Raw genomic sequence first — 16,194 nt, 5'->3', positions numbered from 1 at the left:
CCTAGGAACCCACGACGTCGGACGCGGTCTTGCGGACGGCCTTGTCCGCCTTCTTCAGCTGCCTCCTGGCATCCGTCGCGAGGTGCTCGGCGCGCCAGGCGATGCCGGGGCGTCCGTTGGTGTCGACGGCGGCGAGCAGGACGGCGCCGATCAGGGACAGGTTCTTGAGCAGCTGGGAGCGGCGTGCCTTCTTGCCCTCGGGGCTCGAGGCGTCGGCCGAACGGTAGTCGACGAGCGCGTTCACCGTGGTGGTGAGCGTCAGCAGCAGCGCTGCCACCCGGGAGAACCTGCCGATGCCGAGCAGGACGGCCGCGCCGACCTGGGTGGCGCCGAGGACCTGGCCCACGAGCTTCTCGTTGCCGGTGATCGCGCCGGCCGAGGGGACGATCTTCGCGACGCCGGTGAGGACGGGCTTGAGCTGCGGGGCCGTGGCACCCGCGGTGCGGAGTCGATCGACGCCGCTCACGACGAAGCTGCTGGCGATCAAGGGTCGGGCTATTACGCGGACAAGGGTCACAACTGCCTCCTGGTTGCCGGCGGGTCGGCCGGACATCGGGTTCTCGAGTACGAAGCACGCTGGCTCTAGTTTTGCACGCCCCACCTCCGGGGACGATCCGCGACCCGGGCCGACGGGTGGGGTTGCGGGCACGGGGAGGGACGGCACAGGAATAAGGGGATGCCGGGAGGGGTTGGAACAGGCGTAACGGACAGCGGAACAGGAAGGGGATTCGGTATGACAGGGACACGGACCGCGCCGGTCGACAGACCGGATTTCCAGTTGTCGACGTCTCCTCGGCGCCCTGACATCACGGCGTCGCGACGCCCGGGGCGCGTAGACTTCAGCACGATGAATACCACAGCCCCCGCAGGCAGCAGCCAGGCCGAAGACGCACAGTTGGACGTGTCGACGGAGTCGGACGCCGATCGCAAGGCGCGCTTCGAACGCGACGCCATGCAGTACGTCGACCAGCTCTACTCGGCCGCCATGCGCATGGCCCGCAATCCCAGCGACGCGGAGGACCTGGTGCAGGAGGCCTACACCAAGGCGTTCTCGGCCTTCCACCAGTACAAGCCGGGTACCAACCTGAAGGCGTGGCTGTACCGCATCCTCACCAACACCTACATCAACCTGTACCGGAAGAGGCAGCGCGAGCCCCTGCAGTCGCACTCGGACACCATCGAGGACTGGCAGCTCGCCAAGGCCGCCGAGCACACCTCCCTGGGGCTCCGCTCGGCCGAGGTCGAGGCGCTCGACCACCTGCCCGATTCGGACGTCAAGGACGCGCTCCAGGCGATCCCCGAGGAATTCAGGCTCGCGGTGTACTTCTCGGACGTCGAGGGCTTCGCATACAAAGAGATCTCAGAAATCATGAACACGCCCATCGGGACCGTCATGTCCCGGCTGCACCGCGGCCGCAAGCTGCTCCGCGAGCATCTCGCCGAGTATGCACGCGATCGCGGGCTCGGCGCCAGCACCGGAGCTGGCGCGAAGGCCAAGGTCGCAGCGGGCACGAAGGGCAAGGAAGAGGAGATGGAGAAATGAGCGATTGCGGGAACATGGGCGACTGCGCCGACGCGAGGATCGAGCGGCTGTACGAATACCTGGACGGTGCACTGTCCCACCAGGACCTCGTGGAGATCAAGGACCACCTCAACGACTGCCCGCAGTGCGCCGAGGAGCATGACCTCGAGTGCGTCATCAGGTCTGTCGTGAAGCGGTCCTGCACCGAGGTGGCGCCGTCGACCCTCAAGGCGAGCATCCTCGACCGGATCAGCCACCTCAAGACCGTGGACCACTGACGGCGCAGCAGATCGCAGCATGCTGTAGACACAGAACCTGATCGACACAGAACCCGATCAACACAGAACCTCCGGTCCCTTCAGGGGCCGGAGGTTCTGTGCGTGCATCCTCGGATGTCGAGGACGCTCTGTACGCCTGGACTCAGGTGTTGGGGCGCTTACCGTGGTTTGCGCCACCACGCTTCCGGTCGCGACGCTTGCGTGCTCGCTTGCTCATGGCTGCCTCCTTCTTCTTCAGGCTCTGTAGTCGTGCAGAACTGCACCCAAGTCTCCCACACGGCCACGGGCGTCGCCTAAACAGCCCGCCGCCTAGGATTGGGGGACCATCCGTCATCGAAGGAGATCATGCATGCGCGCCGCCTACGCAGCAACCCAGTCCGCGGACACACCCCTCGCCGGCCTCACCGTCGGTGACCTGGACGTCCCCGACGCGCCCGAGGGCTTCGTGCGGGTGAAGGTGATGGCCTCCTGCCTGAACCACCACGACCTGTGGTCGCTGAAGGGCGTCGGGCTGCCGGAGGACCGCCTGCCGATGGTCCTCGGCTGCGACGCGGCGGGGATCGACGACGACGGCAACGAGGTGATCGTGCACGGGGTCGTCTCCTCGGACGGCTGGCGCGGCGACGAGACCCTCGACCCGAAGCGTTCCCTGCTCTCGGAACGCCACCCCGGCACCATGGCCGACTACGTCTGGGTCCCCGCGCGCAACCTGGTGCCCAAGCCGGCGGAGCTGTCCTTCGAGGAGGCGGCCTGCCTGCCCACCGCGTGGCTGACGGCGTACCGCATGCTGTTCACGGTCTCACCCGCGGCGCCCGGGTCCACGGTGCTCGTCCAGGGGGCGGGGGGCGGGGTCGCTTCGGCCCTGATCGCGCTCGCCTCGGCGGCCGGCTACCGGGTGTGGGCGACGAGCCGCAGCGGGCAGAAGCGGCAGCGGGCCCTCGAACTCGGGGCCGAGCAGGCCTTCGACGCCGGCGCCCGCCTGCCCGAGCGCGTCGACGTCGTCTTCGACTCCGTGGGCGAGGCCACCTGGGCCCACTCCCTGAAATCCCTCGTACCGGGCGGCACGGTGGTCACATGCGGCGCGACGAGCGGCGCGGCACCCTCGGCGGACCTCAACCGGGTGTTCTTCCTGCAGCTGCGCGTGCTGGGCTCCACGATGGGCACGCGGGACGAGCTGATCCGGCTGACGCGCTTCCTCGTGGCCACCGGGGTGCGGCCCGTCATCGACGCCGTCCTCCCGCTCGACGACGCCGCCCAGGGTTTCCAGCGCATGCTCGACGGCGAGCTGTTCGGGAAGATCGTCTTCCGCCACTGAGCGGCACCACCCCCGGACGACGAAGGACCCCTCCGCTTGGAGGGGTCCTTCGTCGTCGTGCAGGGTTCTGCTCCGCGAGGAGCTGCTACTCGGACAGGCCGGCCGCCAGGATCGCCGAGCGCTGCTGACGCCGCAGCGACTGCTCCGTCGGGTCCGGGACGGGCGCCGCCGCGAGCAGCCTGCGTGTGTACGGATCGCGGGGGTACTTCAGGATCTGCTCCGTGCTGCCCTGCTCCACGAGCACGCCCTTGTTGAGCACCGCGATGTGGCTCGCGAGCAGCTCGACGACGGCGAGGTCGTGGCTGACGAAGAGGCACGCGAAGCCCCGCTCCCGCTGCAGCTCCTGCAGCAGGTCGAGGACCTTCGCCTGCACGGAGACGTCCAGGGCCGACGTCGGCTCGTCCGCGACGAGGAGGTCGGGCTGGAGCGACAGCGCGCGGGCAATCCCGACGCGCTGGCGCTGGCCGCCCGAGAGCTCGTGCGGGTACCGGTTGCGGAAGGCGACCGGCAGCTGCACGTCCTCCAGCAGCGACGCGACCCGCTTGTCCAGGTCCGCCCGGTTCAGCTTCTCGTGCAGGAACAGCGGCTCGCCGATGCTCTCGCCGATCGACATGCGCGGGTTGAGGGAGGCCGCGGGATCCTGGAACACGATCGCGAAGCGCTTGCGCAGGGGCAGGAGCTGCCGGGCGCTGAGCTCCGTGATGTCCGTGCCGCCGATCCTGACCCGGCCCCCGGAGGTCCTGATCAGGCCGGTGACGGCGCGCGCGATCGTGGACTTGCCCGAGCCGGACTCCCCGACGAGGCCCATCACCTCGCCGGGATTGATGGTGAGGGAGACACCCGAGACCGCCTTGAAGGCCGGCTGGCGGAAGCGCCCCGGATACTCGATGTCGACGTCCGTGAGTTCGAGGGCCGGGACGACGCCGGACGCGGTGTGGGACTCCCGCGTGCGCAGGGCCGCCGCGGCGTACTCCTCGTGGATGTTCAGGTGCCCGTCGACCACCTCGACATCCGTGAGGACGCCGCCGACCTTCGAGCCCAGGTGGGGTACGGACCCGAGGAGCTGCTGGGTGTAGGCCTCGGCCGGGGCCGCGAACAGCTGCGCGGTGGGCGCTGCCTCCACGATCCGCCCGCGCTCCATGACGACGACGCGGTCCGCGAGGTCGGCGACCACCCCCATGTCGTGGGTGATGAGGAGTACGGCACTGTTGAGGCGCTTGTTGAGCTTGCGCAGCAGGTCCAGGACCTCGGCCTGCACGGTGACGTCGAGCGCCGTCGTCGGCTCGTCGGCGATCAGCAGCATCGGGTCGTTGGCCAGCGCGATAGCGATCATGGCCCGTTGCCGCTGGCCGCCCGAGAACTGGTGGGGGAAGTTGTCGTAGCGGCGCTCCGGCTCCGGGATCTCCACCATGCGGAGGAGCTCGATGGAGCGCTTCTTCGCCTGCGCGGGCGAGAGCTCGGTGTGCTGCTCGACGGCTTCGCGGATCTGCTCGCCGACGGTCAGCACCGGGTTCAGCGCGGTCATGGGCTCCTGGAAGATCATCGCGATCTCGTTGCCGCGGACGCGCCGGAGCGTGCCCTGCGATGCCCCGATCAGCTCCTTGCCGAGCATCTTCGCGCTGCCGTGCGAGCGCCCGTTGCGGGGGAGGAGGCCGAGCAGGGCCATGGAGGACATGCTCTTGCCGGACCCGGATTCCCCGACGATCGCGAGGATCTCGCCGGGATGGATCTCGTAGGAGACGTCCTCGGCGGCCATGACCCATTCGTTGTCCACGTTGAACTCGACGCCGAGGCCCTGGACGGCGAGGATCGGCCCGTTGACGGGAGGTGCTTGCTCGTCCGAGATGGTGACGGTACTGGAACTCATTACTGCTTCACCCTTGTCTGCTTGGGATCGAACGCGTCGCGCAGGCCGTCACCGATGAAGTTGACGGCGAGGGCGATGCCGATGATGAAGGCGCCGGGCCACAGGAACAGCCACGGCCGGACCGTGAGGGCGGAGCGGTTGTCGTTGATGGCCTTGCCGAGGGAGGTGTCCGGCGCCGTGACGCCGAGGCCCAGGTAGCTGAGGGCGGTCTCGAGGAGGATGGCCCCGGAGATGGCGAGCGTCGTCGAGACGATGATCACGCCCACCGTGTTGGGCAGGATGTGGCGGAAGATGATGCGCGCCGAACTCGCCCCGACCGACTTCGCGGACTCCACGAACTCCTTCTCGCGCAGGGACAGGAACTCGCCGCGGACCAGGCGCGCGAGGCCGGTCCAGGTCACGAGGCCGAGGAAGACGGCGAAGGGGATGATGCCGTATTCGGCCACGATGCCCGCGACCGCGGCCGCGATGACGACGGTGGGGATGGTGATGACGACGTCGGTGATGCGCATGAGGAAGGCTTCGGTCCAGCCGCGGAAGTAGCCGGCGACGGCGCCCACCGTGGTGCCGATGACCATGGCCACGATGCCGACGATGAACGCGATGATCAGCGAGGTCTGGATGCCGCGCATCGTCAGGGCGAAGTAGTCGCGGCCCAGCACGTCCTGGCCGAACGGGTGCTCGCCCAGGCTGAACGGCCACAGCGTCAGGGTGGGCTTGCCCTCGTTGAACCGGTCCGCGAGGACGTCGTAGTCCTTGTTCCACCACCCGGGGATGCCCGCGAAGCCGATCGAGGTGAACGCGAGGAGGAAGATCAGCACGAGCAGCGCGATGCCGGCGAGGGCGCCCTTGTGCCGGAAGAAGCGTTCCCGGATGAGGCGCCCCTGGCTCTTCGCCTCCGTGGTCCGGATGCGGTCGGTCTGCTCACGGGTGGGGATGGCCGTGGCGATGTCCGTGTCCTGGCTCTGCAGGGTCATCTCGGACAATTCGACCGACGGGCGGGAATCGTCCCGCGGGTTCTGGTGATTGCTCATGATCGGGTCCTAGCTCAGGGTGATGCGCGGGTCGAGGAACGCGTAGGCGATGTCGGCGAGCATGTTGAAGAGGACCGCGGCGGTACCGACGACGAGGAAGAAGGCCATGACGGGCCCGGGATCCACGTGGTTGATGCCGTCCACGAACATCTTGCCCATGCCGTTCCAGCCGAAGACCTGCTCCGTGATGACGGCGCCGCCGAGGACGCCTGCGAAGTCGAACGCCATCAGCGTGGTGATCGGGATCATCGCGTTGCGGAACGCGTGCTTGACGAGGACGGTGCGCTCGCTGAGGCCCTTGGCCCGCGCGGTGCGGATGTAGTCCTGGTTCATGACGTCGAGCTGGCTGGCCCTCGTGTACCGGGTGTAGGTGGCGAACGAGATGAGCGTCAGCGCGATGGTCGGCAGGATCAGGTGCAGCGCGTAGTCGAGGTTGATCTCCCAGAACGTGCCCGCCAGGTTGGCCGACTGCGAGCCGGTAGTGGGGATGGGCCGTCCGCCCGCCTTGGCCGACAGGGTCGGGTAGGCCTGGAGGAGGCGGTCCAGCACGATCAGCAGGCCCACCGACACGGCGATGACGGCCCCGATCTTCGCGGCCTGGGCGCGGAACGGGCCGCCGACCACGCCGGCGACGACGTAGGCGAGCACCGCCGTGACGACCACGAGGCCCACCACGACGAGCCAGTTCGGCTCGTCGAAGACGAAGAGTGAGACGACGTAGCCGAGGAAGCTGACACCGGCGGCCGCGAGGGCGGCGTTCAGGACGCGCCGACGGCGGAAGCCCGCGAGGAGGGCCGTCCAGAGGACCGCGATGCCCGCGGCGGAAACCAGCATGCCGACGACACCGAGGCCCGGGTTGACGAACCAGCCGGTGACGAGGAGGAGGTAGAGCGCGACGGCGGTGGCCGTGGCAGCGACGCCGAAGACGGTGAGCCGGCGCCTGCGGTCGCCACCGACGACGACCGCCCAGATGACGCCGGCGATCACGCCTATCAGGGCGATCGCGAGATAGGAGAACTGCGGATTTGCCAGCCACGTGTTGAGGTCGATCGCCAGGTACTGCTTGAGCAGGGTGGAGAGCCAGAACAGGGGCAGGGAGAACAGCAGGAAGGAGATGAAGGTGACGGAGTAGTCGAAGACGCTGTACTGGCGGATCGCCGTCACGATCCCGACGATCACGCCGAGCACGAGGGCGAGGACCGTGGCCACGACGACGAGGCGCAGCGTCGAGCCCATCGCGTTCTCGAGCTGGGGGAGGACCGCGGCACCGGAGCGGTCCAGGCCGAGGGTGCAGCTCACGCCGCCGGGGACGATGCAGTGACCCACCTCCTTCAGCCAGAGGAAGTAGCGGGGGATGGGCGGCACGTCGAGGTTCATGGCGGCCGTGCGGGCGGCGATGGTCGCCTCCTTCTCCGGACCGCTGGCTTCACCGAGGTCTTCGAAGGGGTCGCCCGACGAGATGGTGAGGAAATACATCAGCGTGGTCGCTGCGAGCATGATGAAGAACGAGATGATCGTTCGCTTGGCGATGAAGTAGAACACGTGGGGGCTCCTTGGAAACGGTGCAGGCTGTCGCGGTGCCGGGCACAAGGACGGGCAGGCCCGCGGGCCTGCCCGTCCTCATGCGTCAGCGGAAGGCTGCAATCAGTTCTGCTTCGTCCAGCTGTAGGCATTCCAGGTGATGCCGGTCTGCGTCGGGTTCATCTCGACGCCGTCGAGCTTCGAGGAGTACCCGATGATGTCGGCGTTCGCGTAGAGCACCACGTTGTACTGCGTCTCCGCGAGGCGCTGCTCGAGTTCGGTCTTCAGCGCGGGGACCTCGTCGGCCTCCGTCGTGGTCGCGATCTCGCTCCAGAGGCGGTCGACTTCCTCATCGGCGTAGCCGCCGAAGTTCTGCTCGCCACCGGAGACGTAGATGGACTCGCCGGAGGCGACGAGGCCGGATCCGGCCCAGGCGAACAGCACGGCATCCCAGGCGCCGGGCTGTGAGAGCTTGGCGCTCCACTCGGCCTCGGGCTGCGGGATGATCTCGAACCCTGCCTTGTCGCAGGAGTCCTTGATGAGTGCCACCATGTCGGCGCGGAGCTGGCTCGTGGACGCGTACATCAGGGACACCTTGACGGGCTCGGTCTTGCCGGCTTCGGCGAGCAGGGCCTTGGCACCCTCGATGTCCGCGGCACCGTCACCCTGTGCGGCGGGAGCGCCGTCGAGGACCGTGTCGTAATCGGGCTGTCCGGGCTGGTACTCGCGCAGGTTCATGACCGTCCCCTCGGGATCGATCGGGGTCACGAACTTGTCGACCATGTCCGCGCGGGGCGTGCAGGCATTGAAGGCCTGGCGGACCTTGACGTCCTCGAAGACGGCGCCGGGGCGCTGGTCGAGATCCAGGTGCGAGAAGGTCAGCGACGTCCCGGTGTCGACCGCGACGGTCTCGCCGATCTGCTCGAGGGCGGCCTTGGTGTCGACGGTGGGGCTGGAGGGGTCGATGACGTCCACGTCGCCGTTCTGGAGCGCCTGGACGGCCTCCTCGTCGACGATGGTCTTGAAGACGATGGTGTCGGTCTTGCCGGCCCGCTCGTCGCCCCAGTACTGGTCGTTCTTCACGAGCGTCAGGGTGCCGTTGGTGGCATTGTCCAGCTTGTACGGGCCGGACGAGGGGAGCAGCGCGGTGTCCGGCAGGGTCGGGAGATCCACTTCGTAGTCCCAGCCGCTGTTCCAGAACTCGGCGACGGGCGTGAGCGCCGCGATGTCGGTCGCCTTGATGGCCTCGACGAGCTCGGTGCCGTCACCCTCGGGAGACAGCCCGCCCTGCTCCGCGGCGATGTGCGCGGGCATGATGAGGTCGCCGGTGAGGAGTGCTTCCCAGTCGGCATACGGCTCCGAGAAGACGAGCTCGAATTCCTTGTCGCCGGGCTCGCCCTCGATCATCTCCGTCTGTGCGAACCCGTTGGTGGAGGAGGCCAGGAAGAGATCCGACTCGGCGCCCGTCTCGGCATCCTTCTCGCCGCTCGGGTGCGTGCCCGACATGGCGGCCCAGGTGAGCAGGACGTCGTCGTAGTCGATCGGCACGCCGTCGGACCAGACAGCATCGTCATTGATGGTGTATTTGATCGTCAGCGGGTCGTCGCTGATCTTCTCGTAGCTGCCGAATTCCGGGTTGGCCTCCAGCTCTCCGGCCGCCGTGAAGGCTGCGAAGCCACTCGTGGTCAGGTTGCTGATGTAGCCGTTGTAGACGGAGTTCGTGGCGGCGGTGTTGCCGTTGTAGCCGGTCGGGGCCTGGCTGATCGCGATGTTGATCGTCGTCGCCAGGTTCTCCTCGGCACTGTCCGAGGCCGGAGCCGCGGTGGTCCCGCCCGCCGATCCACAGGCGCTCAGTGTGAGCGCCCCGATGGACAGTGCGGCGAGCGTCAATGTGCGCTTATTACGCATTCGATAGTCCTTACTGTGCTGGGCGCGAGGGACGCAGCAATGTCCCACGAGGTGGATTGCGGTCGTGACGGCAATCACACTCGGTCAGCATAGCGAAGGATCGTTGCCTTCGGACACTCAGTAAGTCACTGATAACCCATTTGTTACCCCGGTGAAACATAAGGCTCCTGAATAACGGAAAAGGCCCCGGGAACAGCGTGTCCCGGGGCCTTCCTGGTCTCGTGTGCCTTACTCTGGCGCGGGCACTTCCAGCCATTGGAACCAGCCGCGGTGCAGCACCAGCCAGGCCATGAGGCCGTAGCCGGCCTGGCCCGGCGTCCCGCCGTTGGCCGCGAGGTCGTGGCGCCACTGCTCGTGGGCGAGCAGCGGGGTGAAGGTGTCGACGAAGACGTGCTTGCGGCGCGTGGTGACGTCCCCGAAGGCAGCGGAGAGGTCGGCGAGGCGGCGGTTGCGTTCTGGGTCGAGTCCGGGCGGAGGCCCGACGACGAGTGCCTTGACGCTCGACTGCGAAGCGCCGTCGAGGATGTTCGCGAGGTTGAGTCGGCTCCTCGCGGTGGACAGCTCCAGGTCCAGGTCGCGGTCGGACAAACCGATCACGAGGCGGTTGTCGTAGCCGTCGGCGAAGCGGCGCCCCGCCTCCTGCAGCCAGCGGTTCGCCAGGGCTTCGGTCCCCTCACCGGGAGCGGCGAGGCTGTACGCCTCGACGGACACGTTGTCGGGCCTGGTCCGGGCCATCACGCGACCGAGCCAGCCGAGAGCCCTCGGATCACCGAGCCCTGCGAGGAGTTCGTCGCCCACTGCTGCTAGCCGGATTCTGCGTTGTTCCACTGGTTCCTCGGTGTGCTCGTCGGAGGTGCGGGGCTGCCTGAAGTCGGCGCATGCCGCTGACAGGCCCTTAAAGACATCGGGTGGGGCCTGAGCCCCACCCAACATCATACTGATGGCTTACTATTGCCGGCCGAACGCCAGCTTGATTAGGAGCTCCTGCTCCTTCGCGTGGTTCTTCGCCGAACCCGTCGCCGTGGAGGCGGACGCGGGACGCGACGCGAGCCGGAGGGGCCGGTCGAGCTCCTGGGGGAGGTTGAGCCCGATGAAGGGCCACGGCCCCTGGTTGGCCGGCTCGTCCTGCGCCCAGACGATCTCCGCGCCCGGGTAGGTGGCGAGGGCGGCCCGGATCTCCTCCACCGGCAGCGGGTACAGCTGCTCCACGCGCACGATGGCCGTCTTGCCGTCGTCGAGCTTCTGGCGTGAAGCCAGCAGGTCGTAGTAGAGCCGCCCGGAGACGAGGATGACCCGCTCGACGTCGTTCCCCGGCGTCTCGAGCGTGTCGGGGATGACGGGCTGGAAGGTGCCCTGGGTGAAGTCCTCCACCGAGCTCGCCGCGGCCTTGAGGCGCAGGAGCTGCTTGGGGGTGAAGATGATCAGCGGCTTCCTCGGACGCGTGTACGCGTGCCGGCGCAGCAGATGGAAGTGGGAGGCGGCGTTGCTCGGGTTGGCGACGACCATGTTCTCCTCGGCGCACATCTGCAGGAACCGTTCGATGCGCGCGGACGAGTGGTCGGGACCCTGGCCTTCGTAGCCGTGGGGCAGCATGAGGACGAGGGAGGACCGCTGTCCCCACTTCTGCTCCGCGGAGCTGATGAACTCGTCGATGATGGTCTGCGCGCCGTTGACGAAGTCACCGAACTGCGCCTCCCAGATGACGAGGGCGTCGGGGCGTTCCACGGAGTAGCCGTACTCGAAGCCCATGGCCGCGTATTCGCTCAGCAGGGAGTCGTAGATCCAGAACTTGGACTGGTCCTCGCTGAGGTCGTCGAGCGGCAGCCACTCGTGCCCGGTGGCGCGGTCGTGGAAGACGGCGTGCCGCTGCACGAAGGTGCCGCGACGCGAGTCCTGGCCTGCGAGCCTGACGGGGATGCCTTCCATGAGGAGGGACCCGAAGGCCGCGATCTCGCCGAAGCCCCAGTCGATCCCGCCTTCACGCGACATCTGCTCGCGCTTGTCGAGCAGTGCCTTCAGCTTCGGGTGGACGGTGAAGCCGTCCGGGATCGCGGTGTGCGCCGCTCCGATGTGGGCCAGGACGTCCTTGCTGATCGCGGTCTGCGGCGCGGCGGCATCGCCGCTGTCGGACTGCTGGGCGTAGGGCCGCTCGAGGTCCGAGACCGCCTGCGGGTCCTTGGCGATCACGGGGATCGGCGAGGTCTGGGCGGCGTGGGTCTCGGCGAAGACGCGCTCGAGGCGCTCCTGGTAGTCGCGCAGTGCCTGCTCGGCCTCCTCCTGCGTGATGTCACCGCGGCCGATCAGCGCCTCGGTGTACAGCTTCCGGACGGAGCGCTTGGCCTCGATCAGGTTGTACATCATGGGCTGCGTCATCGAGGGGTCGTCGCCCTCGTTGTGGCCGCGACGGCGGTAGCAGACCATGTCGATGACGACGTCCTTGTTGAACCGCTGGCGGAACTGGTACGCCATCTGGGCCACGCGGACCACGGCCTCGGGGTCGTCGCCGTTGACATGGAAGACGGGCGCCTGGACCATCTTCGCGACATCGGTCGAGTACACGGACGAGCGCGACGACGTCGGGCTCGTGGTGAAGCCCACCTGGTTGTTCACGATGACGTGGATGGTGCCGCCGGTGCGGTAGCCGCGCAGCTGCGAGAGGTTGAGCGTCTCCGCCACGACGCCCTGGCCCGCGAAGGCCGCGTCGCCGTGGATGAGGATCGGCAGGACGGGGAAGGTCTCGCCCTGGTCCAGCAGGTCCTGCTTGGCGCGGACGATGCCTTCCAGCACGGGGTCCACCGCCTCGAGGTGGGACGGGTTCGCGGCGAGGTAGACCTTGGTCTCGTTGCCGGCGTCGGAGGTGAACGTCCCCTCGGTGCCGAGGTGGTACTTGACGTCGCCCGAGCCCTGCACCGAGCGCGGATCCTGCGTGCCCTCGAACTCGCGGAAGATCTGCGCGTAGGTCTTGCCGGCGATGTTGGTGAGGACGTTCAGCCGGCCGCGGTGCGCCATGCCGATCGCGACCTCGTCGAGGCCGTCGTCGGCCGCACCGGAGATCACGGCATCGAGCAGCGGGATCAGGGATTCGCCGCCCTCGAGGGAGAAGCGCTTCTGGCCGACGAACTTCGTCTGCAGGAACGTCTCGAACGCCTCGGCGGAGTTCAGCTTGTGCAGGATGCGCAGCTGCTCCTCACGGCTCGGCTTGGAGTACGGGTGCTCCAGCTCGTCCTGGAACCACTGGCGCTCCTCGGGGTCCTGCAGGTGCATGTACTCGATGCCCGTGGTGCGGCAGTAGGCGTCGCGGAGCACGCCGAGCATGTCGCGGAACTTGAGCGTCGGCTGGCCGCCGAAACCGCCCGTGGGCCATTCGCGATCGAGGTCCCACAGGGTCAGTCCGTGGGTGCGGATGTCGAGGTCGGCGTGCTTGCGCTGGACGTACTCGAGCGGGTTGGTGTCCGCCATGAGGTGTCCGCGCACCCGGTACGCGTGGATGAGCTGCTGGATCCGGGCGACCTTGTTGATCTGGTCCATCGGATCGACCTGGATGTCCGCGCTCCAGCGCACGGGCTCGTAGGGGATGCGCAGCGACTCGAAGATGTCGTCGTAGAAGTTCTGCTCACCCAGCAGCAGCTGGTGGATGATGCGCAGGAACTCGCCGCTGCCGGCGCCCTGGATCACGCGGTGATCGTAGGTCGAGGTCAGCGTGATCGTCTTGCTGATGGCGTGCTTCGCGAGGGTCTTCTCGCTCGAGCCCTGGAACTCCGCGGGGTACTCGAGGGCGCCCGCGCCGATGATGCACGCCTGGCCCTTGGACAGGCGTGGCACGGAGTGCACCGTGCCGATGCCGCCCGGATTGGTCAGGGACACCGTGGTGCCGGCGTAGTCGTCGGCGCCGAGCTTGCCGGCCCGGGCCTTCTTCACGAGGTCCTCGTAGGCGTGCCAGAACTCCGAGAAGTTCATGGTCTCGGCCTTCTTGATGTTCGGCACCACGAGGGAGCGCGTGCCGTCCGGCTTCGGCATGTCGATGGCCAGGCCGAAGTTCACGTGCGCGGGCTGCACCGCGGACGGCTTGCCGTCGACGACGTCGTAGTAGACGTTCTGGGAGGGGAACTGGGCGAGCGCGCGGATGATCGCGTACCCGATCAGGTGGGTGAAGGACACCTTGCCGCCGCGGGCACGGGCGAGGTTGTTGTTGATGACCACACGGTTGTCGATGAGCAGCTTCGCGGGGATGGCCCGGACGCTCGTCGCCGTGGGGACGCTGAGGCTGGCCTCCATGTTGGTGGAGATCGCCTTCGCCGGGCCGCGCAGCACGCTGACCTTGTTCTCGTCCATCTCGGGGGTGCGGTCCGAGGCGGGGAGCTGCGCGGGGATGGGCTTCGTGGCGGGCTTGTCCTCGCGCGAGGATTCCGGCTTCTTCGCCGGCTCGTTGGCGACGGGGGGCTTGCCGCTCTGCTGGGTGCTCGCGGGCGATTCGCCCGAGGCCTTCGGCGCCGCGGTCTCCGCCTTCACGACCGGCAGTTCCCTCGTGGAGGGCCTGGCTGCCGAGGGTGCGGCGGACGGCGGGCTGGCCGGTGCGGGAGCGGCCGGCGTGGCGACAGCGGGCGACGTCGCCTTGTCGGCAGGGGCGTCCGCGGCACGGCTGCTGTTTCCCGACGGCGCGCCGTCGGCGTCGAACGAGTCGAAGAGCTCCCACCACTTGCGGTCCACCGAGTGACGGTCCCGCTGGAACTGCTCGTAGAGCTCGTCAACAAGCCACTCGTTTCCGCCGAATTCTTCAGGTAGGCGGTGGCTGGTCTGTTCTGGCACTTGGTATACGCCTCTTCCGTAAATTGCCCTGAGCGCGGTGCGGTCGGCAAGATCGGCGCGAAGCCGTGCCCGGACCCTGTCCAAGTGTAGTGACAGTAGTAACGAACAATCCAATCAGCCGGGCCGGGACCACTATACTTTCTGCGGCTGTCTATCAAGGAGAACCATGCGCTTCATCAACCCGCCCACCACCGACCTCACCTATTCGGACGTGTTCCTCGTGCCCTCCACGTCCGAGGTCATCTCCCGCTTCGACGTCGATCTTTCCTCGGACGACGGCACGGGCACCACGATCCCGCTCGTCGTGGCCAACATGACGGCGGTGACCGGGCGGCGCATGGTCGAAACCATCGCGCGGCGCGGCGGCATCGGTGTGCTGCCGCAGGACGTCCCCGTGGAGGTCATCTCCGAGGTCACCTCGTGGGTCAAGGAGCGCCACCCCGTCTTCGAGACGCCGCTGCAGCTCCGGCCCGGCAACACCGTGGTGGACGCGCTGCACCTCATGCACAAGCGGGCGCACGGGGCGGTCCTCGTCACGGACGACGCCGGCGTCTGCGTCGGCGTGGTCGACGCGGACGACTGCGAGGAGGTGGACCGCTTCGCCTCGCTGGAATCGGTGATGCGCCCGGCACCCGCCGCCTTCGAGGCGTCGATGTTCGACGCCGATCCCGCGGCGGCGCTGCAGAAGGCCTTCGAGGACCTCGACGGATCCCGCGTCTCCCTGGCCCCCGTGGTGCGCGACGGCGTGCTCCAGGGCGTCATCACCCGCACCGGGGCGCTCCGCTCCACCATCTACGATCCCGCGCTCGACGCCGCGGGCAGGCTGAGCGTGGCGGCCGCCGTCGGCATCAACGGCGACGTCGAGGCGAAGGCCGCGGCACTGCTCGACGCCGGCGTGGACGTCCTCGTGGTCGACACCGCCCACGGCCACCAGCGGAAGATGCTCGACGCGCTCGCCGTGGTGCGCGGCCTGGACCCGAAGGTGCCGATCGTCGCGGGGAACGTCGTCAGTGCCGAGGGCGTGCGCGACCTCGTGTCCGCGGGGGCCTCGATCATCAAGGTGGGCGTAGGCCCAGGCGCCATGTGCACCACCCGCATGATGACGGCGGTCGGACGCCCGCAGTTCTCCGCCGTCCACGAGTGCGCCCAGGCGGCGGCCGAGCTCGGCGCCCACGTGTGGGCCGACGGCGGTGTGCGCTACCCGCGCGACGTGGCCCTCGCCCTCGCGGCCGGCGCGAGCCAGGTCATGATCGGCTCCTGGTTCGCCGGGACGTACGAGAGCCCCGGCGACCTGCAGACCGACAGCGCCGGACGCCGGTACAAGGAGAGCTTCGGCATGGCCTCCGCCCGCGCCGTGCAGAACCGGACCCGGAGCGACGACGTCTTCGCACGCGCCCGCAAGGGACTGTTCGAGGAGGGCATCTCCACCTCGAAGATGTATCTCGACCCGGCGCGGCCCGGCGTCGAGGACCTCCTCGACCTGATCACCGCCGGCGTCCGCAGTTCGATGACCTACGCAGGGGCGACGACGCTGGGCGAGTTCCGTGACCGCGCGGTGGTCGGCGTGCAGTCCGCCGCCGGCTACGAGGAGGGGCGCCCGCTCCCGCAGAGCTGGTAGGGGCAGGCCCGGGCGCCGACCGCACGGCGCCCGGGCCGCCGTTGCGCTGTGAGCGAAGAATCAGGGAGCGCCGCGCGGATTCCGTCGGCCTGCCAGGGGCGCGACCCGTAAACTGGTGGTCTTATGGACAGTCCTTCCAGGGGCCGGCTCGACGCCGGCGCACCCTCTCCTCTTGCCCATCCGCTGCCCGGGGCCGACACCGGCCGGGCCGTCGACGCCGAGTCCGACCAGGGCGGCGCGCTACCCGCCCCGTCGGACCCCGCGGACCCCCTTAAACGCGGACCGCTGCGCTCCCGCCCCGGCCTGACCGAGGAGGGGAAGTAGC

General features: G+C 68.4%; 13 protein-coding genes. 5 read left to right on the top strand and 8 right to left on the bottom strand.

Features of this window, described 5'->3' with window-relative positions:
• Position 1 precedes the first annotated feature (1 nt).
• A complete protein-coding gene (locus tag MWM45_RS11430; protein WP_418909687.1) occupies positions 2–517 on the bottom strand; it encodes a DoxX family protein in 516 nt (171 codons plus the stop codon).
• 330 nt (positions 518–847) lie between these two features.
• Here MWM45_RS11430 and MWM45_RS11425 point away from each other — a divergent pair, with 330 nt between their 5' ends.
• Positions 848–1,543, top strand: a complete 696-nt coding sequence (locus MWM45_RS11425; protein ID WP_197060679.1) for a sigma-70 family RNA polymerase sigma factor — start codon at positions 848–850, stop codon at positions 1,541–1,543.
• Positions 1,540–1,800, top strand: coding sequence for a mycothiol system anti-sigma-R factor (gene rsrA / locus MWM45_RS11420; RefSeq protein ID WP_043446197.1), 261 nt, complete (start codon positions 1,540–1,542; stop codon positions 1,798–1,800). Before MWM45_RS11425 ends, rsrA begins: the two co-directional genes overlap by 4 nt.
• 142 nt (positions 1,801–1,942) lie before the next feature.
• Here rsrA and MWM45_RS17775 read toward each other — a convergent pair whose 3' ends face one another.
• Positions 1,943–2,017 carry a 50S ribosomal protein bL37 gene (locus MWM45_RS17775; RefSeq protein WP_369299106.1) on the bottom strand — a complete coding sequence of 25 codons (75 nt, stop codon included), beginning with the start codon at positions 2,015–2,017 and terminating at the stop codon, positions 1,943–1,945.
• 132 nt (positions 2,018–2,149) lie between these two features.
• Between MWM45_RS17775 and MWM45_RS11415 the strand changes: the two genes are divergently transcribed.
• Positions 2,150–3,115: a zinc-binding dehydrogenase gene (locus MWM45_RS11415; RefSeq protein WP_247826548.1), complete on the top strand. Its 966-nt coding sequence runs from the start codon at positions 2,150–2,152 to the stop codon at positions 3,113–3,115.
• Between the two features lie 85 nt (positions 3,116–3,200).
• On the opposite strand, the gene MWM45_RS11410 is transcribed toward MWM45_RS11415, so the two are convergent.
• The 6 genes from MWM45_RS11410 to MWM45_RS11385 all read right to left on the bottom strand — a co-directional run bounded on the left by MWM45_RS11410 (position 3,201) and on the right by MWM45_RS11385 (position 14,251).
• Positions 3,201–4,982, bottom strand: a complete 1,782-nt coding sequence (locus MWM45_RS11410; protein WP_247826547.1) for an ABC transporter ATP-binding protein — start codon at positions 4,980–4,982, stop codon at positions 3,201–3,203.
• Positions 4,982–6,016: an ABC transporter permease gene (locus MWM45_RS11405; protein WP_247826546.1), complete on the bottom strand. Its 1,035-nt coding sequence runs from the start codon at positions 6,014–6,016 to the stop codon at positions 4,982–4,984. Before MWM45_RS11405 ends, MWM45_RS11410 begins: the two co-directional genes overlap by 1 nt.
• 9 nt (positions 6,017–6,025) lie before the next feature.
• Positions 6,026–7,558 (bottom strand): ABC transporter permease, encoded by a 1,533-nt coding sequence (locus MWM45_RS11400; RefSeq protein ID WP_247826545.1) that lies wholly within the window; start codon positions 7,556–7,558, stop codon positions 6,026–6,028.
• A 102-nt stretch (positions 7,559–7,660) separates the two neighbouring features.
• Complete coding sequence (locus MWM45_RS11395; RefSeq protein WP_247826544.1) at positions 7,661–9,445, bottom strand: ABC transporter family substrate-binding protein; 1,785 nt, start codon at positions 9,443–9,445, stop codon at positions 7,661–7,663.
• Between the two features lie 228 nt (positions 9,446–9,673).
• Positions 9,674–10,273, bottom strand: coding sequence for a GDSL-type esterase/lipase family protein (locus MWM45_RS11390; RefSeq protein ID WP_247826543.1), 600 nt, complete (start codon positions 10,271–10,273; stop codon positions 9,674–9,676).
• A 120-nt stretch (positions 10,274–10,393) separates the two neighbouring features.
• Complete coding sequence (locus MWM45_RS11385) at positions 10,394–14,251, bottom strand: multifunctional oxoglutarate decarboxylase/oxoglutarate dehydrogenase thiamine pyrophosphate-binding subunit/dihydrolipoyllysine-residue succinyltransferase subunit (protein ID WP_247826542.1); 3,858 nt, start codon at positions 14,249–14,251, stop codon at positions 10,394–10,396.
• Between the two features lie 166 nt (positions 14,252–14,417).
• On the opposite strand from MWM45_RS11385, the gene guaB1 reads away from it, so the two are divergent.
• Positions 14,418–15,869: a GMP reductase gene (gene guaB1, locus MWM45_RS11380; protein WP_247826541.1), complete on the top strand. Its 1,452-nt coding sequence runs from the start codon at positions 14,418–14,420 to the stop codon at positions 15,867–15,869.
• 123 nt (positions 15,870–15,992) lie between these two features.
• A complete protein-coding gene (locus MWM45_RS11375; RefSeq protein ID WP_247826540.1) occupies positions 15,993–16,193 on the top strand; it encodes a hypothetical protein in 201 nt (66 codons plus the stop codon).
• Position 16,194 lies beyond the last annotated feature (1 nt).

The organism is Arthrobacter antioxidans (assembly GCF_023100725.1).
Classification (GTDB): Bacteria; Actinomycetota; Actinomycetes; order Actinomycetales; family Micrococcaceae; genus Arthrobacter_D; species Arthrobacter_D antioxidans.
This window is presented reverse-complemented; position numbering and strand designations above follow the sequence as displayed.

Excerpts from the sequence above, each read along its gene's own strand:
- MWM45_RS11405 (WP_247826546.1), bottom strand. The coding sequence starts at position 6,016 with ATGAGCAATCACCAGAACCCGCGGGACGATTCCCGCCCGTCGGTCGAA.
- MWM45_RS11395 (WP_247826544.1), bottom strand. The coding sequence starts at position 9,445 with ATGCGTAATAAGCGCACATTGACGCTCGCCGCACTGTCCATCGGGGCG.
- MWM45_RS11410 (WP_247826547.1), bottom strand. The coding sequence starts at position 4,982 with ATGAGTTCCAGTACCGTCACCATCTCGGACGAGCAAGCACCTCCCGTC.
- MWM45_RS11375 (WP_247826540.1), top strand. The coding sequence starts at position 15,993 with ATGGACAGTCCTTCCAGGGGCCGGCTCGACGCCGGCGCACCCTCTCCT.
- MWM45_RS11415 (WP_247826548.1), top strand. The coding sequence starts at position 2,150 with ATGCGCGCCGCCTACGCAGCAACCCAGTCCGCGGACACACCCCTCGCC.
- rsrA (WP_043446197.1), top strand. The coding sequence starts at position 1,540 with ATGAGCGATTGCGGGAACATGGGCGACTGCGCCGACGCGAGGATCGAG.
- MWM45_RS11425 (WP_197060679.1), top strand. The coding sequence starts at position 848 with ATGAATACCACAGCCCCCGCAGGCAGCAGCCAGGCCGAAGACGCACAG.
- guaB1 (WP_247826541.1), top strand. The coding sequence starts at position 14,418 with ATGCGCTTCATCAACCCGCCCACCACCGACCTCACCTATTCGGACGTG.